This window comes from Paenibacillus woosongensis, assembly GCF_009725165.1.
Classification (GTDB): Bacteria; Bacillota; Bacilli; order Paenibacillales; family Paenibacillaceae; genus Fontibacillus; species Fontibacillus woosongensis.
Genome location: NZ_WNZW01000020.1, coordinates 37,762 through 58,970 on the forward strand (window position 1 = coordinate 37,762; position 21,209 = coordinate 58,970).

The 21,209-nt window shown below is 47.7% G+C and carries 18 protein-coding genes and 1 pseudogene; 8 read left to right on the forward strand and 11 right to left on the reverse strand.

Annotated features, from left to right (window positions below):
• The first annotated feature begins 13 nt into the window (after positions 1–13).
• The 5 genes from GNP95_RS24640 (at position 14) to GNP95_RS24660 (ending at position 7,208) form a co-directional block, all read left to right on the forward strand.
• On the forward strand, positions 14–1,789 hold the full coding sequence (locus tag GNP95_RS24640; RefSeq protein ID WP_155613465.1) for a sensor histidine kinase: 1,776 nt from the start codon (positions 14–16) through the stop codon (positions 1,787–1,789).
• Entirely contained in the window at positions 1,782–3,320 is a 1,539-nt protein-coding gene (locus GNP95_RS24645) for a response regulator (protein ID WP_196427314.1), read from the forward strand. The genes GNP95_RS24640 and GNP95_RS24645 overlap by 8 nt, the downstream gene beginning before the upstream one ends.
• 214 nt (positions 3,321–3,534) lie before the next feature.
• Positions 3,535–4,503 (forward strand): ABC transporter permease, encoded by a 969-nt coding sequence (locus tag GNP95_RS24650; protein WP_155613467.1) that lies wholly within the window; start codon positions 3,535–3,537, stop codon positions 4,501–4,503.
• Between the two features lie 10 nt (positions 4,504–4,513).
• Entirely contained in the window at positions 4,514–5,404 is an 891-nt protein-coding gene (locus tag GNP95_RS24655; protein WP_155613468.1) for a carbohydrate ABC transporter permease, read from the forward strand.
• A 58-nt stretch (positions 5,405–5,462) separates the two neighbouring features.
• Positions 5,463–7,208 carry an extracellular solute-binding protein gene (locus GNP95_RS24660; RefSeq protein ID WP_155613469.1) on the forward strand — a complete coding sequence of 582 codons (1,746 nt, stop codon included), beginning with the start codon at positions 5,463–5,465 and terminating at the stop codon, positions 7,206–7,208.
• A 137-nt stretch (positions 7,209–7,345) separates the two neighbouring features.
• Here the strand turns inward: GNP95_RS24660 and uvrA are convergent, their stop codons facing one another.
• Positions 7,346–9,802, reverse strand: coding sequence for an excinuclease ABC subunit UvrA (uvrA, locus tag GNP95_RS24665; RefSeq protein ID WP_155613470.1), 2,457 nt, complete (start codon positions 9,800–9,802; stop codon positions 7,346–7,348).
• A gap of 181 nt (positions 9,803–9,983) precedes the next feature.
• Positions 9,984–10,754, reverse strand: a complete 771-nt coding sequence (locus GNP95_RS24670) for a bleomycin resistance protein (protein WP_155613471.1) — start codon at positions 10,752–10,754, stop codon at positions 9,984–9,986.
• 186 nt (positions 10,755–10,940) lie between these two features.
• Between GNP95_RS24670 and GNP95_RS24675 the strand changes: the two genes are divergently transcribed.
• Positions 10,941–11,648 (forward strand): MerR family transcriptional regulator, encoded by a 708-nt coding sequence (locus tag GNP95_RS24675; RefSeq protein WP_155613472.1) that lies wholly within the window; start codon positions 10,941–10,943, stop codon positions 11,646–11,648.
• Positions 11,649–11,750: 102 nt separating this feature from the next.
• Here GNP95_RS24675 and GNP95_RS24680 read toward each other — a convergent pair whose 3' ends face one another.
• Positions 11,751–13,250 carry a DHA2 family efflux MFS transporter permease subunit gene (locus GNP95_RS24680; protein WP_155613473.1) on the reverse strand — a complete coding sequence of 500 codons (1,500 nt, stop codon included), beginning with the start codon at positions 13,248–13,250 and terminating at the stop codon, positions 11,751–11,753.
• Positions 13,251–13,411: 161 nt separating this feature from the next.
• Here GNP95_RS24680 and GNP95_RS24685 point away from each other — a divergent pair, with 161 nt between their 5' ends.
• Entirely contained in the window at positions 13,412–14,284 is an 873-nt protein-coding gene (locus GNP95_RS24685; protein WP_196427315.1) for a TetR/AcrR family transcriptional regulator, read from the forward strand.
• A 449-nt stretch (positions 14,285–14,733) separates the two neighbouring features.
• Here GNP95_RS24685 and GNP95_RS24690 read toward each other — a convergent pair whose 3' ends face one another.
• Positions 14,734–14,847: a PH domain-containing protein gene (locus GNP95_RS24690; RefSeq protein ID WP_155613475.1), complete on the reverse strand. Its 114-nt coding sequence runs from the start codon at positions 14,845–14,847 to the stop codon at positions 14,734–14,736.
• A gap of 64 nt (positions 14,848–14,911) precedes the next feature.
• On the opposite strand from GNP95_RS24690, the gene GNP95_RS24695 reads away from it, so the two are divergent.
• The gene (locus GNP95_RS24695; RefSeq protein WP_155613476.1) at positions 14,912–15,640 is read left to right on the forward strand and encodes an alpha/beta fold hydrolase; all 729 of its coding nucleotides are present in this window, start codon (positions 14,912–14,914) and stop codon (positions 15,638–15,640) included.
• A gap of 88 nt (positions 15,641–15,728) precedes the next feature.
• Here the strand turns inward: GNP95_RS24695 and GNP95_RS24700 are convergent, their stop codons facing one another.
• From GNP95_RS24700 to GNP95_RS26800, 7 genes and pseudogenes are all read right to left on the reverse strand, one after another.
• Positions 15,729–16,196: a hypothetical protein gene (locus GNP95_RS24700; protein ID WP_155613477.1), complete on the reverse strand. Its 468-nt coding sequence runs from the start codon at positions 16,194–16,196 to the stop codon at positions 15,729–15,731.
• A 631-nt stretch (positions 16,197–16,827) separates the two neighbouring features.
• Complete coding sequence (locus GNP95_RS24705) at positions 16,828–17,082, reverse strand: hypothetical protein (protein ID WP_155613478.1); 255 nt, start codon at positions 17,080–17,082, stop codon at positions 16,828–16,830.
• Positions 17,083–17,219: 137 nt separating this feature from the next.
• On the reverse strand, positions 17,220–17,495 hold the full coding sequence (locus tag GNP95_RS24710) for a contact-dependent growth inhibition system immunity protein (protein WP_155613479.1): 276 nt from the start codon (positions 17,493–17,495) through the stop codon (positions 17,220–17,222).
• Positions 17,496–17,569: 74 nt separating this feature from the next.
• Positions 17,570–17,860: a hypothetical protein gene (locus GNP95_RS24715; RefSeq protein WP_155613480.1), complete on the reverse strand. Its 291-nt coding sequence runs from the start codon at positions 17,858–17,860 to the stop codon at positions 17,570–17,572.
• 13 nt (positions 17,861–17,873) lie between these two features.
• Positions 17,874–20,165, reverse strand: coding sequence for an RNase A-like domain-containing protein (locus GNP95_RS26315; protein WP_330163612.1), 2,292 nt, complete (start codon positions 20,163–20,165; stop codon positions 17,874–17,876).
• Between the two features lie 205 nt (positions 20,166–20,370).
• A pseudogene (locus GNP95_RS24725) lies at positions 20,371–20,610 on the reverse strand (PH domain-containing protein); the annotation flags it as partial.
• Entirely contained in the window at positions 20,525–20,929 is a 405-nt protein-coding gene (locus GNP95_RS26800; RefSeq protein ID WP_155613481.1) for a DUF2399 domain-containing protein, read from the reverse strand. The pseudogene GNP95_RS24725 and the gene GNP95_RS26800, both read right to left, overlap by 86 nt.
• Positions 20,930–21,209 lie beyond the last annotated feature (280 nt).

Sequence of the window (21,209 nt, forward strand, 5' to 3'; positions counted from 1 at the left end):
TAGGAGTGCAGCTATGTTATTCAAAATCAAGAAAAACAGCATCATGGTCAAAATGATCACCATGTACACTATTCCCTTTATCCTGCTGTCCCTGATTCTCATCTGGAACAGCCAGAAATCAACGCAAAATATTCAGGACAGCTTCATTTCAAATATGTCCCACGCCTTCGACCAAGCTTCACAGGAAATCCAAAGCCGGATTGATATGACGTATGACTTAACCGAGATCGTCAGCAAAAATAGCAAAATCATTACGTTCATAGGTGACCCCTTCCTAGGAGATGACGCGGATTTCCTCAGCCAATACCTGGACAGCGTGATTCCAATCATTAAATATGCGACTGCATTTACGGAAACCGACGACTATTCCATCCGCATCTATATGATGAATGATCAGATTCCAGAGTCCTGGCCTTACTTCTTGCATCTGAAGAGGCAGGCCTCCAATGCGAAGCTGCAAGCCTTTATGGCACAGGAGAATGAGACGCAAATGTGGCTCAAGCCGGATGACCTCCAGCTCGGGCCAAGCTCCCTGAATTCCGACCGCAGCAAATACACGCTCCTTACCAAGCTGTACTCTCCTTCACGTGAATTATTGGGACTGGTCGCTGTCATGGTAGCCGAGGATCGTCTGCTCAGCACAAATGAAGGCGCTTACCCCTCGGATATTACACAATTTCTGTATCACGAGCCTAATATTACGCTAGCCGCTACCGATGTCGATGAAGCCGCCGAAGCCGAGATTCTGCAGCAGCATTTGACCGAATCAGATGCTCATTTCATTTACGATCAGCATCTCTATTTGTACCGGACATTTGATGCCATACAGCAGACCTTCGTATACAAGGTATCCCTGGAGCAGCTGAATCAGTCGATTCACAAAAGCATGCTGAACCAATTGCTGCTCATCATTTTCAGCGTAATGCTGCTGATCGTAACATGCTACTTCATGTTCAAGACGATTTTTCTGCGGCTGAATCGCATTGTATCCACGATGAGGAAGGTCATCAACGGCAATCCCCATTTGCGAATCAGCGATACCAAGCCGGATGAGCTGGGACAGCTCGCGCAGGATTTCAACGGGCTGATCGAGACGAATAATCACTTAATCGAACGCATCGTCATGAAGGAGCGGTTAAGAAAAGAAGCGCAAATCCAAGCGCTGCAATATCAGATCAACCCGCATTTCATCTACAATACGCTGGATATTTTTCGCATGAAGCTCATCAAGGAACGCATGTTCAGTACAGCCGACCGGATGGCCGATTTCGGAAAAATACTCCGGTACAATCTCAGCAGCAATACCCTGCATACTACGCTCAAGGAGGAAATCGGGCTGATCCGCAAATACGTCAGCCTCCAATCGCTAAGCAGCAGTCAGTCGATCCAGCTCGAGGTTGAAATTACCGAGGAGCTGAAATCGTACCCGGTGATCAAATTCCTGCTGCAGCCGATCGTGGAGAACAGCATTAAATATGGGAAAACCGTGCAGAAGGATTCACTGCAGATTCAAGTTCGCTGCTATGTGCTGAAGCAGCAGGTTCGGGTCGATATTATTGACAATGGCGCGGGGATGAGCGAAGAGAAATTGAACATGCTTAACGAGCATTTTCAAGCTCCGCTTCATTATGAAGAATCCGCTCCCGCTCCGAATGCTCCCGAACGCTCCATCGGACTATATAATATCAACTCCCGGCTGCGCCTGTATTATGGGGAGTCCTACTATCTCACCATCGAGAGCAAAAAGAACGATTATACTCAAGTACAGATCAAATTACCCTATGAATGAGAGGCAATATGGAATGTATAAACTGCTTATTGTCGACGATGAAGAAATCGTGCGCGAAGGACTTCGGGACATTGTCGCCTACCTGCAGGTTCAGCATATCGGGCAAATCCTGACGGCCAAAGATGGCGCGGATGCGCTGTCCATCATTAATATAGAGAACCCGCAAATCATACTCACCGATCTGAACATGCCGGTGCTGGACGGGATTGAAATGATCAAGCAGCTGCAAGGGAAGCATGAGCATAAAATCATCGTGGTTAGCGGATATGATGATTTTCATCTGGTCAAGGAGAGCTTCAAGCTGGGCGTGCGCGATTACTTGCTCAAGCCTGCGCATTCAGAAGAGCTGCTGGAAGTATTGGATAAGATTGTCCGCGAGCTCCGCCAGGAGGAGCAGCAGTACCAGAAGGGCGAGTCGGAGAAAATGTTAACCCAAATGGAGAGAGTCAGCAGAAGCATGAATTGGGTGCTCCAAAGCGCCGAGCAGGATGAGCATGCTCTGGAACGCATATTCGCCGAATTGGGCCTCAGCCTGCCTTATCCGGATACGGCGGCAGCGATTCTCTCCCCCATGCATTCCGCCTCAAACGCCGAATCATTGGGCGCCGACTGGGATGCCCTCTTAACTAGGCCGGACACGAATCGTTTACCTATGAAGCTTTATTCGTTCTACAATAGACAAAATGATCTTGTCGTATGGATCAATTACGATAGATTGCGGGACCGAAGCTCCGCGGTCAAGCAGGTTCTGGAGCAATTCCTGGGGAGCACTCCAGAGCTCCCTGTTGTTATTGCCGTAGGCATGACCGTCTCGGCGGCGACAGGGCTGGCTCTAGCCTACCGGAGCGCATTAGAAGTACTGAGCTACAAGCTGACCGCAGGACCGCGGTCCATCCTGCTTTACGACGAGATTCTGACAAGGGAGGATCGCCATATCGCCCCTGCGGATCTGAGGATTTTGACCGAAATCATCGATATGGGCCGGAAGGATCAGGTGCTCCCCTATATTCAAAAGTATTTCAATGATGAATCATTAAGAAGAAGCACCCTGGACAGCATCCGGAGCAATTATGATGCGATTCTGCAAACCATCCGCTGGATTCCCCGTCAGAAGCAGGATTTCTCTGCCTTTGAACAGAGCGAGCAATTGCGCTTATACCTCATATCCCGAATACTGCAGACGATCGAGGCGCGCCAGAGCTTGATCCGCAGCTATGATATGGTGGAAATCGCCAAGAAGTACGTCGAAGAGCAATTGCTCGGCGAGATTAATATGGCTGTGATCGCCAACTACTGCAATGTCAGCTACGCGTATTTCAGCAAGTTATTTAAGGAGAGTACCGGGATGAACTTTCAGGATTATGTCACGATGCAGCGGATGGACTATGCCAAGAAAGCTCTGAACGGCATCAATGTCAAAATTTGCGATGTCGCTTCCGCATTGGGGTACAGCAATCCAAAAAATTTCACCCGTGTATTCAAAAGTTATTGCGGTATGAGCCCGAAGGAATACCAGAAGCTCATGAAATAAGCGGTACTATATGAAGCTTCATGGTGCTTGACGTTCTTCATAGAGGAATTCCAGCCTTCACGTTCGTTATGCGAATGCGAAGGCTTTTGCACGTCGGTAGATATTTTTCGGATGACGAAAAATGATACCTTTTCGCAAACCCGAGTCCTGTTTCCCCTTAAATAATGCGCTTACAATTTAGTTATACAGCAAAAAGAGAGGGGTTTAGAGAGAGATGACAGACTCGGAGGCTTCTACAGCGAAATCAAATCTGGCTTTGGCACGAAAGAAAGGATCCTCCCGCAATCGTGACCAGCTTTCACTCCAATCGATGATCATCCCGGGCATCCTGTTTATTCTGATCTTCACGTTCATACCGCTTTACGGCGTCATTATCGCCTTTAAGGACTACAACATCATTACGGGAATCCAGGGGATTTTCTCTTCGGAATGGGTCGGATTGGCGAACTTCAAGGAATTCATTTCAGATATTAACTTTTGGAACATGCTGCGCAATACCCTCGGGATCAATTTACTAGGTCTCTGCATCACCTTCCCGGTCACGATCCTGTTTGCATTGTTTCTGAATGAACTCACCTTTCCCCGCTTCAAGAAGCTGACGCAGACGATCACTTATCTGCCGCACTTTATTTCCTGGAGCATCTTCGGGGGGTTAATCATCAATATTCTATCGCCAAGCAACGGCGTATTGAACTACCTGCTGGTGAATTTCGGCATCATCTCCGAGCCGATTCATTTTCTCGCCGAGAAGGATTACTTCTGGCTGCTGGCGGTGCTTACGAATTTAGTCAAGGAACTGGGCTGGGGCGCCATTCTATATCTTGCGGCGATTGCCAGCATCGATCAGGAAATGTACGAAGCGGCTTATATGGACGGGGCCTCGCGGTTTCGCCGCATCTGGCATATTACACTGCCGGCGATTACAGGCACGATCGTCATCCTGCTTGTCTTCTCGATCAGCAATATTCTGAACAGCGGCTTTGACCAATTCTTCGTCCTGCAGAACCCGCTAAACATTGACGCCAGTGAGGTCATCGATACTTACGTGTACAAGGTCGGATTACGGGAATTCCGCATGGAGTATGCAACGGCCGTCGGATTAATGAAGACCGTTATTGCGTTATTCCTGCTGTACCTGGCTAATTTCATAGCTAAGAAAATAACCGGGAAAGGGATTTTTTAGGGAGGAACCTATGGTTAGAGATCATTCATGGCCGAATCGGCTGTTTAATATGTTCAACGTATTCATCATGGCTTGCTTAATCGTACTCACCCTGTATCCCTTCTGGTATTCCGTCATCGGCTCATTCAATGATGGCCTCGACTATGCCAAGGGCGGCGTGTATCTATGGACAAGGCAGTTCACATGGGATAACTATAGCGCGCTGTTCAGCGATACCGCATTAGTGAAGTCCTTCGTTGTAACCTTATCCAGAACGGTGATCGGCACCGTCACCCATGTACTTTTTACGGCCTTGTTCGCCTATGCCTTCTCGCGGAGGAACCTGAGATTTAAAAGGCTCTATTCAACACTAGGGCTAATGAGCATGTATTTGAGCGGCGGACTGATCCCTTACTTCATTCTGATTAATGCGCTGGGGCTCTACAATAACTTCCTGGTCTTTATTATTCCGACGCTGTTCAGCTTCTGGAATGTGATTCTGTTCCGGTCTTATTTTGCCGAGCTTCCCGAAGCATTGATCGAATCGGCCAAAATTGACGGCGCAGGCGAGTACACCATATTCTTCCGCATTATTCTCTCGCTGTCCAAGCCTGTTATTGCTGCCATTTCATTATTCACGGCGGTCGGACACTGGAATGCCTACTACGATGCCATGATCTTCACCCAGGGCGACAGCCTGCAGACCGTGCAGCTGTACATCCTGAAATTGATTCAGAGCACGGAGGCGGCCCTATTGCTTGCGAATATGTCAGGCTCCCTCGGAGCGGCACAGGGTTCAGTCACCACCACCACCCTGCAGTTAGCCGCCATGGTTGCTGCATCACTGCCGATTGTGCTGGTCTATCCTTTCGTACAGAAATTTTTTATTAAAGGAATGCTCATTGGTTCTGTCAAAGGCTAGGCGGTATTTGAGGATTGATGATATTAGATTTATTATTCTACACATAGGGGGAAATACCATGAACAAAGCATCATTGCGATTATTGGCGATTGCGCTGGCTCTAACGGTCATGATCACCGGCTGCTCCAGCGAAAAAGGCGCAGGCAACAGCACACCGGCCAAGTCTAATTCTTCTCCAGAGGCAGCAGCCTCCCAATCCAACAGCGAGCCTGGCTGGAAATCGAACACCTCGCCCGTGTCCCTGTCCTGGTACACCGGAGTGGCGGGATATTCCAAGAAGTGGGACGCCAAAAACAACTACGTGGATAAGCTCATCACCGAAGAAACCGGGGTCAGCGTGGAGTTCATTCATGCGGGCAACGATGTGAACGCGGAGTTCAACGTTATGATGGCGACCAGCAATTTGCCGGATATCATTACGCTCGACCGCTGGAACAGCACTTCGCTCATCCAGACGTTGATGAATAGCGGAATGGTAGCTCCGCTGAATGAGTTAATGGAGAAATACGATCCTTACCTGTCTACAATTCTGCCGGAGACGATGGTTGATTGGTATACGCAGGCAGACGGGAATCTCTACGCGATTCCGAACTACTATGTGTCGCCGGAAATGCTGGAGCAATATCCTGACGTCAAGAAATTCTATAACGAACGCTCGAACGGCCAGATTATCGTCAGACAAGACATCATGGATCAATTAGGGATTACGGTAGAGGACCTGCAGCAGGAGGACTCCTTCATCGCAGCCCTGAAGAAAGTGAAAGAGGCGAATATTCAATACAATGGCATGACCGTACTGCCGCTGTATTTCGATGACAAGGACAAATATATCAATGACTCCCTAGGCGTGCTGGCCGGCTCCTTTGGTGCGGTACCTGAAGCGGAGGACGGCTCTTACGTTGACTTCCGCAGAACGGAGGAATTCAAGCATGTGCTGGAGTTCGCCAATCGATTATATTCCGAAGGACTGCTGTCTCTGGAGAACTTCACCAGCGCACGTAATCAAATTGAAGAGAAAATGACGCAGGGCGCCGTCTTCATGAAGATCGGCAGCTACGCCGATTATACGACACCCGTCAGCCAGCTGTATCTCTCGGATCCAAATGCGAAATACATTACGATCGATGCGATCAAATCCAACAAGGGTACACTGCCCCAGTATGGCAGATCTCTGAACAAAGGCTGGACGCTGACCTTCGTGAACAAGAAGTCCAAGCACGCAGACCGGGCAATTCAATTTTTGGAGTACCTGTACAGCGAGCAAGGCCATGCAGCCAGCTTCTTTGGCAAAGAAGGCGAGACATTTACGATCACCGCCGATGGCAAATATAAGCGCAATCCAGAGATCGATCAAGAGTTTAACGCGGATTGGAACGCCGCTACGAAGAAGTGGGGCTTCGAGTCAATCTGGTGGTTAACGAACGAGGTATGGCTTAAGCATGTTAGGGAAGCCGAAGAGACAGAGCAGACCCAATACATGGACGGCTTATTCTATGGATCGGCCAAATACATGTACAGCAACGACGTCCTTGATTCAGGCAACCTCTTCGACGCCTATGAGCCGGGCTCCAAAGAAGCGAACGCCGAAGCCAAGATTACCGTCTTCTGGGCGCAGATCGTTCCCAAGATGATTTTAGCCAAGAACGCCGCAGAATTCGAATCTCTTTACAACGAAGCTATGGCTACCTTGGATAAGCTGGGTCTGGGCAGCATTGAAGCTGCTAAGAATGCACGTGTCCAAGAGTTCAAGCAAGCAACGGGCGTCAATCTGGTATCTCCGAAATATACAGGCGAGTATAAATAGAACAAAACAGCTCCATACCTAAGCAGGTATGGGGCTGTTTTGTGGTGAGCTTACTTTGTACGACAAAGCTTGTATCCCCTCTACCGCCGGCTTACCGTCTTCTTATCCTGCGGATGCAGAGAACTTGCCTTGTATGATCATAAATACCGGCCGGTATGCGAGCTTGCATGCTTCATGACCGCTTCCGGTGTCCCTTCTGCGATGATATGACCGCCCTGCCGTCCCCCTTCCGGACCTAGATCAATGATCCAGTCCGCAGTTCTGATCAGCTCGCTGTTATGCTCGACAATGATCACGGTATTGCCTGCATCCACGAGGCGATCCAGCAGCTTGGACAATTGCTTCACATCACTCGGATGCAGCCCGGTCGTCGGCTCGTCTAATAAGTAGAGGGTGCTGGTCTGCGATGTCCTCATCAGCTCCTTCGCCAGCTTCAACCGCTGCCCCTCCCCGCCGGAGAGCGTGGTCAGCGACTGCCCCAATTTTAAATAGCCCAAGCCAATCTCCACCAGCAATGCAAGGATTGAACGGATTTTCCCTTCCTCCTTAAAAATATCCAAGCTATCCTGTACAGAGCTCTCCAGAATTTGATTGATGGAATACCCGTTATATTGAACGGCCAGTACCTCCTGCTTGAAGCGCTGTCCATGGCAGACCGGACATGTCACCTCCAATTCCGGGAAAAACAGCATGTTCATCGGGACATACCCGAGCCCCTGACAATTCTCGCAGCGTCCGCCCTCCGTATTGAAGGAGAAATGCTTGGCCGTCAGCTTCCGCTGCTTGGCTTCCTTCCGTTGTGCGAAGGCATTGCGGATTTCGGTGAATACCTCTGTATACGTTGCGACATTCGAACGCTTCATCCTGCTGAGAGGCGATTGTCCGACGATGACCATTTGGCCGAAGTGCTCCAAGCCGTCCACCCGCTCAAAGCCTTCATGGATTTTATCATTTCCCTTCGCCAGCACATCGAACACGAGCGTGGATTTTCCAGAGCCTGAGACCCCCGTCACCGCAATTAAACAGCCGACCGGAAAGGACACCGTCACATCCTGCAAATTATGCAGGCTGGCCCGATGCACGACAATCGCTTGTCCCGTACCTTGGCGGACATTTCTTCTTGCTGTGTGTTCATAGCGCAAGTATTGGCCGGTAATGGATTGTTCCTGGTGAACGAGCTCGGACAGCGTTCCCTCGCCGATGACCATTCCGCCATAAGCTCCCGCTCCCGGCCCCATATCGATAATATAATCCGCCTCTCTCATCACATCGACATCATGCTCGATGACAAGGACGGTATTCCCCAGATCCCGTAAATCCTTCATGACGCTAACCAAGCCCAGGGTATCCCGCGGGTGAAGGCCCGCCGTAGGCTCATCCAGAATATACAGCACGCCGGTCAAGGCCGAATCCAGGATGGAGGCTAGCCGGATACGCTGGGCTTCGCCGCCGGAGAGGCTGACCGTTTGACGGTCTAAAGTCAGATACCCCAGCCCGGTTCGGATCAATCGATTGAGCTTGGTGGCCATATCCAGAGTGAACATCTCTACCTGCAGCAGGGAATTGTGATCCAGCGATGACTCGACCCGCTTCACCCAGTCCAGCATTTCCTCCAGGGAATGATGGACAAGCTGGGGGATTGTCGTATCCGCAACCGTAACGGTTCTGCTGATTTCATTTAACCGGCTGCCCTGACAGTCATGGCATTGCTGCGAATAGAAGTAAGCTTCTCCCTCCGCCGACGCGCCTGACTTCTCAGAGAAGCGCCGCCACATGCCCGTCAGCACGCCTTCAAACTTTCCGTCGCCTACCGCCTTCGGAGGGGCAATATGAGGAAACCATTGCTTCACTTCCTGACTCTCCACGCCATGGTACAGAATCGCTCGTTGCGCCGGGCTGTAATCCTTTAGAGGAAGACCGTCCTCGATCGGTACACCATAGTGCTTCATAGCCGTCTTAACAATCGACACCTGATAATCCGCATACCGCCCCTTCCACAGGTCAACAGCGCCACCTTCGATCGGATTCTCCGGATGAAAGACGGATGCCTCATGAATTTGCACTACCTCGCCTAACCCCTTGCAGGTCGGACATGCGCCTTCTATCGTATTGTAGGAGAAATGGGTGCGCGTCAGCTTCTCCATGCGATGCTGGCAATGCGGGCACTTGATAAACTCCTTGAAGCTGCCCGCTTCTTTTTCGATGTCCTCCTGGTTCAGCGTTGGCAGAATCTCCTGATGGCAATTCGGGCAAGGGCGTTTCCCCAGCTTCTCAAAGATCATGCGCAAGCTCGTGTACATATCGGTGACTGTGCCTACGGTGGAACGGGGATTGCGGTTGGTCACATGCTGGCTGACGCTGATGGCCGGGGATAGGCCGACGATGGAGTCCATCTTGGGTTTATTGATCCCCTGCATGCCCATCGACTCCAGATACTGCCGTTGGCATTCCCGGAATAAAGTGTCGATCGCTAAGGTTGACTTGCCCGATCCAGATGGTCCTGTCAGTACAACCAGCTTGTTCTTAGGGATGGACAGGGAAATATTGCGCAAATTATGCTCCCTCGCACCCTTAATAAATATCTCGTTATTCAAACGATCTCCTCCTCGAAAAATTTCTCAGCCTACCCCGATATTACAACATTCGTGCAAGTGTGAAGGTTTAAGAAGCGGCTGCTGTATGCAGCGGTGTAATCAGGAACAAAAGCCGTCCACGCTACTTTAAGGTTTTAAATGAAGCTAGGCTTTCCCCAGATGGGGATGGATGGCGCTGAAGCTATTCCGGCCGCTGCAGCCTTTGATCTGCTGGCAGTGCTGACTTCAGCTCCTCCAGGCGCTTGGCCGCCTCCTGCACTAAAAGGTGTTCCTCCGCAGACAGGCTCATATGGGACAGGCTGATTTGGCTGACTTCATCCATGAATGACAGCGCGGCTTCATTCTCATCCAGTAAATGCGCAATATCCGCCCGCAATATTACGGCTCTGTACCTAAGAGGAAGCGGCGCCTCTTCCATTCCTGGCAGCACCGAATCCAGAACCTTGGCAGCATGCGCAGGATCATCCTTGGCATAGGCCAATTTGTACGCCGTTTCAAATGCATTTCTAAATTTTGAAGCATGCACGGTGACATCAGCCTCAGCCTTGGATTGGGGCGCAGCACGCTTTGTGCCAATGAGCAAGCGATTTCCCGATGGATCGACGAGATTAAACCTGCGGTCCTCCGCAAGGCTATTCGGCTTCGTTATTTTCGGATAACCTCTAACGGGAATGCGGTTCGTCTTTCTTTTTAACGATTCGCAGAAAGTCTCGTACACGGCATCCACATCAGCTACGTGTATATAACACATGCTGTAATTCTTCGCAGGATCCAATTGTTTAAGCACAAAGAAATGCAATTCTGCTATAGGATGACGCATGCAAGCATAATGGTTCGGCCTTGCCTGCTTATACGTCATTTTAAAACCTAACGATTGGTAGAACTCAAGCTGTTCATTCACAGACCTGCAGGGCAGGATCGGGATGATCTTTCCAGACATTTGCTCCGTCATTTCAATAACCTCCTATCGTGAAATCGCTAAATCTACCTCGATATTACAACATTCGTGCAAGTGTGAAGGTTTTGGTTTATGATGCTTTGTAGAATAACCAATCAAGGTCGTAAATAAGACCATAGGCCGTCACATTACTCTAATGTTTTAATTTAAACTACTTTCGCTGTATGGGGAGGTGACTGTATGAAACTTAAACCCATTGAAATTGCGAGGAAATTAGATGTCGGTACGAGTGCATTGCGGCATTATGAAGATTGGGGGATTGTTCCAACTCCTCAGCGGGGTACCAATGGCTATCGCATTTATACGGAAGAACATGAGGCTTATTTTAAGTGTATCCGGGCGATGTATCCGGGCTTCGGCATGGCCTTGGTTCGGAAGGTGATGCCGATGCTTCAGCAGAAGAAATATACGGATGCGTTGTGGGAGATCAACCGGGTACAAGCCGAGCTATATCAGAAGAAACAGCAAGCCCTGCAGGCATTGGAGATTCTGAAGCCGGATCAAATGGAAAGCTTCCTTGCCAGCCGGAAGAAGCAGTGGTATACCATCGGGGAAGTCGCGAAGGAAATAGATGTGCCTGCTACCACATTACGGCACTGGGAGAAGGAAGGCTTGATTGCTCCTGACCGCGATCCCGGGAGCGGTTATCGGCGATATCATCGCGACGATATCCGCCGGTTATTAATTATTAGAACCGTACAGTCCTCTGTTTATTTGCTGGAGACGGTCCGCGGGATCATGGAGAAAATCAATCAGCAAAGCCTGTCCGAGGTTCGAAGAATTACCATGGATTCATTGGCTTATATGGATGTGCAAATCGAACAACAGCTTCGCGGCGCGCATTATCTCTATAAGCTCATTGAGCTGCTCAAACAAAACAGCGGATAGCAGCTTCCCGGCTCTATCATATCGGTTTGTAAAAAGACTCGAAGCCCCGGTCCTAAGACTGGGGCTTCGAGCTTGTTATTGGATAAACCCTTGTTATTTCAATTACTTCGCCGCGCTAGGCTCAGGCTCGCTCTCCAGCTTGGCTAGAGCCGCCTTGCTGACGTCTACGCGCTTGACGAACAGCGTAAGCACTAGTGCAACCACGGTCGTCGCAGCCGCAATCAGGAAGGAGTATTGAATCCCTTCAAGCAGGGCCGTTTGGCCGATTTGGGCCTTTACTTGATCCGTAATTGTAGTTGGATCCATGGCAGCAATTTGGCTGGCCGCGCTCGATTTCGTTTTCGAGTTCATGATCGATACGAAAATCGCGGTGCCAATCGCCCCGGCAACTTGCTGAATCGTATTGTTCGCCGCCGTACCGTGCGGATTCAGGCGCGTAGGCAGCTGATTCAAGCCGTTGGTCATAATCGGCATCATAACCATGGAGATCCCGAACATACGCAGGGAATACAGCATGATGATGTGGCTATATGTCGTTTCCAAATCGAATTTGGACATCATAAACGTAGCAATAGCGGTAATGGTCAAGCCGACAAAGCCAAGCACACGCGGTCCGAACTTATCGAAGAGCTTACCCGTGATCGGGGACATGATCCCCATGACGATAGCGCCGGGAAGCATCATCAGACCGGAATCCAGCGGCGTAATGCCGCGCACATTTTGCACGTAGGCTGGCGTCAGGATCATCCCCGAGAACAACGCCGCCGCATTGACGGCCGAAATGATGGCAGCCATCGAATACATCGGATATTTATAAATGCCCAGGTTCAACAGCGGAATTTCAAGGCGCAGCTGGCGAATGACGAACAGCGCAACTCCGATAACACCGGCAACGATGCAGGTTACGACGACAGGGTCGCCCCAGCCGGCGCTGCTTGCGTCACTGAAGCCGTACAGCAATCCGCCAAAACCGATTGTGCTAAGCACCACGGACAGGTAGTCCAGCTTGGTCTCCTTCGTTGGCATCACACTGCGGAACTTCCAGATGGCCAGCAGCAGCGCGATAACCGCAAACGGAAGAATCATCTCGAACAGCAGGCGCCAATCGTGATATTCCACGATATAACCGGAAAGTGTCGGTCCGATGGCTGGAGCCACGATCATAACCAGACCGAATACCCCCATAGCTGCGCCGCGCTTCTCGCGCGGGAAGCTGATGAGCATGATGTTCATCAACAATGGCGACATGACTGAGGATCCAGCAGCCTGGATCATCCGTCCAGCGATCAGCCAGCCGAAGTTCGGCGAATAGGCGGCGATCAAGGTTCCTAATGTAAAGATGGATAATGCCGTAATAAACAAACTGCGGTTCGTGAATTTCGTCAGCAAAAAGGCGGATACGGGAATCAAAATCCCGCTGACCAGCATATATCCGGTGGAAAGCCACTGAACGGCAGAATAATCAATGCTGAAATCATGCATAATCGTCGGCAAAGCGACATTAAGCAATGAGTTATTAAGAAAAGCAACGAAGGTTGCAAAAAATAACAAGCCTATCATTAAATAGGGCGGTTTTTCCAACTGTTTCACAGTATCGCTCATCCTGAAGTTTCTCCTATTCTCTATTTAAAATTTAAAGTTACTTGATGATTTTATATCATCGGTACAATAAAATCAAGTTTTTATACCCAGGGTATAATTCACATTGTATTTTTGAAGCATCGTGGATATACTTGTTGGTATCAAGTTGTACGGAGGAACTCATGAATCGACGTAAAATGCAAGTGGTTGACCATGCTTTTGCCCTGTTTATTGAAAAGGGAATCATGCAAACCTCTATTCAAGATATTATTGAACGCGCAGGCATTTCCAAAGGGACATTCTACAACTACTTCTCCTCGAAAAATGATTGCGTCAGCGCCGTATTAGAGAAGCTGCGTTACGAAGCGCGCATGAAAAGAAGCGAGCTGCAGATCGGCAAAGACCCCAGCGATATCCATATCTTAATCGAGCAAATCGCGATGATCTCGCAAACGAGCCAAAAATACGGGTTGTCCGCTTTGTTCGAGGAAATTCTGCATTCTCACGATAAAGAAATGAAGCAATATGTCATGTACCACCGGATCATTGAAATCGGTTGGCTCGCCGATCGCCTAGTTGAAGTATATGGCGAGAAATTGCGCCGTTCTGCCTTTGAGGCAGCCGTGATTTTCATGGGGATTCAGCAGCACCTGCTGTTTACGGCCAAAAATATCAATCAAATTCTCGATCCAAAGGATGTCGCCAGTACAATATTGCTGCACTATATGAGCCATATTATCGAATGCCTGGTCGAGAAGAACACCTCCGTCATTGATGACGAGAAGCTGCATGTGATGAAAGGCCAGCTGATGCAGGAAGAGGTCAAGCAGGAGGATATTTTGCAGGCACTGGACGATTTCGCATGCCAGCTTAGATTCACGAAGTCGCAGGCCGAACTGTCGGCAGCGCTGCGCTATGAAATCGATCAACAGCCTTTGCGCGAATCCGTCGTCAACGCACTCCTGAAGCCCTATGTCGAAGCCTTCAGGGGCTCTGACGGCTATGACCAATCTAAGGATATTATGACCATGATCTGGAGATATATGAGGCAGTAGATGATGAGTTGGTGAAAACAAGATACGTTATTTTGGATAGACCCCAATTGGATTAATCCTTTTGGGGCTTTCTTTTTCCTATCGTTTATAATATTGGTAAATAAGGTATTTATGAGGTGATTACTTGAACAAAAAACCTTTTCAATTGTTAAGGTATTTTTTTACGGTATTAATATTTGTCTTTTTTATATGTATCGTGTTCAGTACTCGAAAATCATTATATTTAGGATATTTAACCCTCACATCCGGCATCGCTATGTTTATGTACATCATTGAAGTGAAGAGAGGAGAAAGTCAGGATCGTCGCCTGATTTTATCAATAATTTCATGTATTCTATTTTTTGTCGTATCACTCTATATTTTCAGTGTGAATTCCTAACCCCCTCCACAATTCTCTCCATAGGCCATATATCAATCGAAAGGTAGGGCAGCAAGTAGACTTCGACTTTCTATGAAACCCTGTACATCACAACAATTAATCGTTTGTTGGTGAAAATGGCGCTGTCTTGAAAGTTTTTAAACGCGGCGTCTGCTACTTCCCCTGGAACGATCAAGCTGTTCAAATTAGGACTATTCTAGCTCGTATAGTAGGAACGCAAGTTGGGGCCAATAAAAAGGAGTGAAAAAATGAGCACTTTTGTTTTAGTTCATGGCGCATGGCACGGAGGATGGTGTTGGGATAAAGTTGTCCCTCTGTTGCGAGAGGCCGGAAACCGGGTTCTTACCGTAGACTTGCCCGGACATGGAACGGATACAACGGCAACTTCTCAAGTTACTTTGCAAGACTATACGGATCATCTATGCCGTGTTTTGGACAATGAGTCTGAACAGGTTATTTTGGTGGGGCACAGCATGGGTGGACTTGTGATCACACAAACCGCTGAATATCGCCCTGAACAAATTCAATTGCTCGTTTATTTATGTGCCTTTCTGCCGGAAAATGGACAAACCTTACTGCAAATTCTCGAAAGAGACAATAAGGAATCTCCTCTCCCCATCGTAAAAAGCGAGGATAACACCTATTTAAAGCTCCATGAGCCATTTATAAAAGATGTTTTTTTTGGTGAATGCTCTGAAAACGATGCTTTAGAGGCACAACAAAAGCTTTGTCTTCAACCACCGCTACCTTTTGTCACACCTGTTCGAGTAACGGAAGATCATTTCGGAAGAGTCCCGCGTGCGTATATTGAAACCCTCAAGGACAAGGCGATCTCCCCAGGATGTCAAAGAGCAATGTACACGCGAACACCTTGCAAGTACATGATTACCATGGATACAGACCACTCACCATTCTTATCACAACCGGAAGTTTTATCGTCACATTTAAAAGACTTGGCTGAGCAAATGGAGTTATAGTAGATTGCCATAGGCACTCATTGTTTGTTTTAATAAAGAACAGGTCAATCATGGCGAGCTTAACCATAATTGACCTGTTCAATACATATTAATCTTGGGTGATATCTCTCGGATTTTTATAGCACCATTCATCGTCAAATGGTCTACTTTTTATTTTTTCTAAATCTTCAATTGTATAAAACCAGTTGTCCTCAATCCATATTTTTGCAGATGGATATACTTTTGGAAGTCCATAAAGGATCTTAAATAGTAAATCTTCATTTTCATAGAAATCCTCGGATACCATTGCCTTGAAATATTGGTTTTCAGACTCATCCCAGTTGAAATCTATGGTCTGATAGTTATAAGGCTCATCGTACAAATTCCAAGATATTTGCCTTGAATAATTGTCTTCAAAAGGCATATCACTAAAATAAATAGAGCAAGACTTTAATTTGCCAGTTTCATCATACTCATTATAATCGTTCGAAAAATAGAGCCCGTAAGTAGTGCATACTTCTCTAATGTTTATTAATAACTCGCTTGCTGAGATGCTTTCTCCGTGCCACAAACTCAACTTCTATACCCTTATTCGTTTTTATTATCAATGGATCATTGAATTCACCCTTCCCCTCAACAGAATCCATCTTCCCGCCACCCGATCCTGAATCAGGCTTGGGCTTAGAGAACTGCGGCTCCGTCTTCGGCATGTCCATATCCCGGACAGGGACTGTAAGGCCATCGGGTGTAGTCAAAGAGGCTTGCGGCCGCGTTTGCGCCGCTTCTTCACATTCTTCACGAGCTCCTTCACGGTCTTGCCGGAGAATTTGGCTCCCGCTCTGGCGGCGCCTTCTACTACTGTCAAGGCGAAGAAGGCTTCTTAGATTCTACTCCATGTTCAAACTCTTTCTTGTATAAGTTGAAATAAAACAGGCCAATCATGGTGGGCTTAACCATAATTGACCTGTTCAATACATATTAATCTTGATTGATATCTCTCGGATTTTTGTAGCACCATTCATCATCCTTGATCACGTAAGTGCCTAGTTCCGTAAATACTTGAACCTAGCCGTTCTCATCTATACAATCTTCAGCAGATTTAATGTCATCTGCTAAATCTATATTAGGATATTTATTTTCTAATCTCTTCAAACAGTCGATGAATGCTCTACTATTTACTTTGTAAGAAATATCTTCGAACACCTCACTTAACCAATAAATTTATCTTCCTCAGGTAATTTCTTCTTCGCCCACTCTTTTATTTCTAATAGTTCTTCTAAAACAAATGGAAAATCTTCTTTAACTAAATCAATACCAACGTGAAATACCCTCGTCCATTTTAGTCCTAACTCTTCGATTGCTGGCTCCCAGCATTTATTAAAGAAAGACTCAGCAGCTACAGGAATAAAAAATTTCTCTTCAAACTCATCTTGTGCATCTAAAACCATGGCACTAATAGACATCACTTTTTCCCTCCAAACAATGGATCAAACATGTTGTTTTGACCAATATTTGTTTATCCGTAAATTGTTGAGGTGCTTGAGCTAGAAGTCCAGTAATAGGATTGATGATGACATCAAACCCCTTTGCTGTTTTATCCTCATTTTAAATTATTTAAGATACGTAAAATTAACCATTTAAGTTTTTCTTCATTCATGTTTCTCATACCATAGCTTTTAACAAATTTCTGAACCACATTCCAATTATCCAGTTGAAGAATCTGCTCTAATTCGAATCTGAGCTGTTGTCTATATTTCTGATTTTCAGATGAATTGAATTCATTTATTAGTCTATCCAATTCATCATAGTTGGCACTTACATTAAAATAACATTCAAGAAAATACTTAAACGTTTCAAGGTTCAATTCACCGTTCATGCTATCCCTCCCTATCACATCATTTAATGATTGGAAATAACAGCATCTTTTATACGTTTTGAACTTCAAGTCAACTATCTATTAAAATCCGTTAGTTTCACCATAAATAGTTCAATCATTTGTTCTATTTTTTTATTTGATAAATTTCTTCTACCATGTAAATAAACAAAGTCTTTTATCTCTTCCCAATTTCTAAGTTCGCGGATTTCCTTAATTTCTTGAACCAGACCATCTACATGTAATGATGACTCGCGCTCTTCATATTCCTCAATTAACTTACCTAAATCAGTATAATCCATACTCCAATTAAAATAACTTTCAATAAAATACTTTAAGTTCTCATATTTTTCTTGTTCATTAGTCAATATACTCTTCTCCTTATTCGAAAACTGGATATCCTGTAATAATTCTATAACCTGCAGGCATTGAAGGATCTTTAACCAAGTAGAGCTGAGAGGCAGTTAAATTATCGGTCACTTGCTTCGAAGCAGAATTCCCCCCATTTCTAACATCTACGCCTCTCCCAACCGAATATTCATGCTTAACTTTAGTAATCAAATAGCCTCTTGAATTCGGGTCATTTAACCAATCGGAAATTTGCTCTGCATTTTTTCTGATGTTTTCTTGTGTTGCTTTTAATGCAGTACTCTTATTATAAAAGGTAGTTGAAGGTACTCCTTCTTGAGCAGCACGCTTGAGTAAATCTTCATTGGTCTTACTTACATGTTTATCAAGTAAGTGGCCACCCTTAGACTCCATATCATCTAGTATATCGTTACTAACACTACTCCTTATAGTAGAAGCACTAGATTTACCCGCCCCCTCCACAGAATCCATCTTCCCGCCACCCGATCCTGAATCAGGCTTGGACTTAGAGAACTGCGGCTCCGTCTTCGGCAGGTCCATATCCCGGACAGGGATTTCAGGGCCACCGGGGGTAGCAAACGATATTTGCGGCCGCGTTTGCGCCGCTTCTTTTACGCTCTTCACCAGTTCCTTCGCGGTCTTGCCGGAGAATTTGGCTCCCGCTCTGGCAGCGCCTTCTACTACCGTGATCGCGAAGAAGGCCTTCGTCACAGCTCGTCCGTATCTTACGCTCTCTTCATAGGTAGCTTTGCCGGAAAGAACCTTCGGCTGCAGCTCAATGATATCCTGGAATGGAACCACGAACTCCTCTGCCGCGGCGTCGCCGAGCAGCTTCTTCATATCGTCAATCGTCAGTTCACCGGTCGCAATCGCTTCCCCTATAGCGTAATATCCCGGCACGGTGTCTGTCCAGAATCCCAGGGTTGCCGGGTTGGAATTGATGGCGACTTCGGCCAAGTCCTTCACATCTTCAAACAATTGACTGACGATGCCGTCCCCTACGCCTACGATCGTTACGGCAGCGGTCAATCCGCCGGTTTTCAGGTTCGGATTGTTGCGCATGCCCGAGCTGCTTTCCGCCCAAGCTAAGTCCAGCAGCTCCTTCGTGATCTTCCCGTCTACCTCGAACAGCTCCCAGCCGAACCAGTCACGCCGAACTGCCGCCATGGTGCTCACCGTGTTCGCGATATGCTGGTAGCCGGCGACGGCGATCAGGAATTCCTGATTATATTCGCCCGTAATTTCGCCTTGGTAGATGTTCATGTCCTTCAAGTATTGCTGCATGTTGCGGATATCCTCCGCAGGAACCGCCTGATTGTATTCATCAAACAGCGCCTGCATTTCCCTACGCCGCTCTGCCGCTTGACGCACCGCGGCCGCAATCGCGTCATAGTGAAGTCTCGCCCATTCCCGGTAGAGGGGATTAATCATACCAGCTGCAATTATCAAGCGCAGCTCGCTCTCTTTCGGCATCGCGGACAGATCCTGCTTCAGCGGGTTATATTCGCAGGCATCCAGCGGAGAGCCTTTATAGAACACGGCCAAGCTGACCCCGGACTTATACCATTCCTCAGCGACGCCGAGCTTCGCCAGCCGCTCCCTTTGCTGCTGGGCGGACCTATGTGCGTATCCCATGTACAGCTCGTTATTGTAAATGGCATATATTTTATAGGCCGCTTGGTTACGGGCAATTTCTTTGAAGCTGGAGGCGATCGCCTCAAGTTCTTCACGCGCCCACGCCTGCTCCTTCGCTGTCCCGGTGTCCAAAATTTGCAGCAGAGAGGCGATCCGCTCGTCCTCCTTTACCGGGTCCAGGCGCTGTACCAAAGAGGCGTCCTGAAGCTCCAGCAAGCTGCCCTTAATCCATTGCAGCAGCGATGGCCGCGACGCTGCAGACGAAGCCTCGCCTGGATCAGCGACATTCTGTCTCGCTTTCTCCATGAAGCGCTGAAACCAGCCCTGAATCGTCCCCTTCAGGGTAAACGTCGCTGACTTTTTCACCCCGGTCGCCCTTGCCGAATCCTTCTCTGCCTTTATGTATGTATTTTCCGCATAACGTAAAGCCTGAACCTTCCTCCTCATCTGCTCGTCAATCCGCTCGGCCAGCTTGCCAATTTCCCGCAGCAGGCCGCTGGCTTCACGCGCCGCGGAACGCACGTAGTGCTCGGACGGATCGGAATAGGCCGCCTCCACATCGCTTATGAGCCGGTTTAATTCCCTGGACATTCCCGTGATTCCGTTCTCCATCGTGCGCTCCAAACGCTCCAGGTCGCGTGCCAAGCTCCCGACTCGGCCAGGATCCACCTTATTCAAGCTTGTCCAACCTCATTTCAGGAAAATATTAGTGTCTGATATTTTACCAAAATGCCTACTTTTAAGGAATAAACCGGTATACCCATGACAAAACAAAAAAAGGCACCCTAAAAAGTGCCTTTCATCCCAGCTCTATCCATTTCACCGAATTTAGGCCTGAAACACTCATAGCCAGGGGATAAAAACTTCGTACAACTCACTTCGTTAACAGTGCATTCGCAATAAGCATATCGAACCTGCGGATATCGACGCCTTTCTGCAGCTTCACCTTAATGTGGCCCGCACGCGTCCACAGTTCCACCTCGGCGTTCATATCGAGAAATCCGCCCGCATTCTCCGTGGACCACATATCAATCGAGGAGTAAGGCAGCGAGTAGATTTCGACTTTCTTGCCCGTAAAGCCCTGCGCATCCCGGACGATCAATCGTTTGTTGGTGACGTTCTTCATTCGAAAATACTACCTCATTCGGAAGATTTATAGTACACCCTGTCAAGTAACTGTCCTCGCCAAAACGCCAACCTTTAAATCGATTCCCGTAACGATAGGCCAGAACGTTCCCAAACTCAATTCCTTTAACATCAAAATCACCCGAGTAATATAAGTAGTTGGAAAGCAGATTTTCTTGCAAATATCGATCAATTAGCCGTAACGCGGCCGCACTTGCTGGGCCACTTGTGCAAAGCAACAGAGGACCTGATGCCCGAAAGGGATCTCCCTGCTCCGCTGCTTTTTCTGTCTTTGCTAGGTATTGCAATGCAAGGTGGGAATGCTGTCAGGACTGGGGGAACTAGAAGCGGACAAGCATGTGGTGTAAAAACCAAACGAGGCACCATGTTTTGTTACAACAGTGGTTAGTCAGTTGCTACTGGCGTGGTGGATTATGCTAACGAAGCCAATTTAAGCAATATTAAATGGGCTATTGGTGGGTACAGTCTTTTCCCCAATTTAAGCTATTCCACCGACAATGATTACTATAAAGCCATTCACGGTACTGATTCTCCCGATAACTGCAACGCAGCCAAAGAAGGTACACA

Bases quoted from the DNA above. Each gene is read 5' to 3' on its own strand.
- GNP95_RS24655 (WP_155613468.1), top strand. From the start codon at position 4,514: ATGGTTAGAGATCATTCATGGCCGAATCGGCTGTTTAATATGTTCAAC.
- GNP95_RS24650 (WP_155613467.1), top strand. From the start codon at position 3,535: ATGACAGACTCGGAGGCTTCTACAGCGAAATCAAATCTGGCTTTGGCA.
- GNP95_RS24660 (WP_155613469.1), top strand. From the start codon at position 5,463: ATGAACAAAGCATCATTGCGATTATTGGCGATTGCGCTGGCTCTAACG.
- GNP95_RS24710 (WP_155613479.1), bottom strand. From the start codon at position 17,495: ATGAACGGTGAATTGAACCTTGAAACGTTTAAGTATTTTCTTGAATGT.
- GNP95_RS24670 (WP_155613471.1), bottom strand. From the start codon at position 10,754: ATGACGGAGCAAATGTCTGGAAAGATCATCCCGATCCTGCCCTGCAGG.
- GNP95_RS24705 (WP_155613478.1), bottom strand. From the start codon at position 17,082: ATGTCTATTAGTGCCATGGTTTTAGATGCACAAGATGAGTTTGAAGAG.
- GNP95_RS24645 (WP_196427314.1), top strand. From the start codon at position 1,782: ATGAATGAGAGGCAATATGGAATGTATAAACTGCTTATTGTCGACGAT.
- GNP95_RS24695 (WP_155613476.1), top strand. From the start codon at position 14,912: ATGAGCACTTTTGTTTTAGTTCATGGCGCATGGCACGGAGGATGGTGT.
- GNP95_RS24640 (WP_155613465.1), top strand. From the start codon at position 14: ATGTTATTCAAAATCAAGAAAAACAGCATCATGGTCAAAATGATCACC.
- GNP95_RS24675 (WP_155613472.1), top strand. From the start codon at position 10,941: ATGAAACTTAAACCCATTGAAATTGCGAGGAAATTAGATGTCGGTACG.
- GNP95_RS24685 (WP_196427315.1), top strand. From the start codon at position 13,412: ATGAATCGACGTAAAATGCAAGTGGTTGACCATGCTTTTGCCCTGTTT.
- GNP95_RS24680 (WP_155613473.1), bottom strand. From the start codon at position 13,250: ATGAGCGATACTGTGAAACAGTTGGAAAAACCGCCCTATTTAATGATA.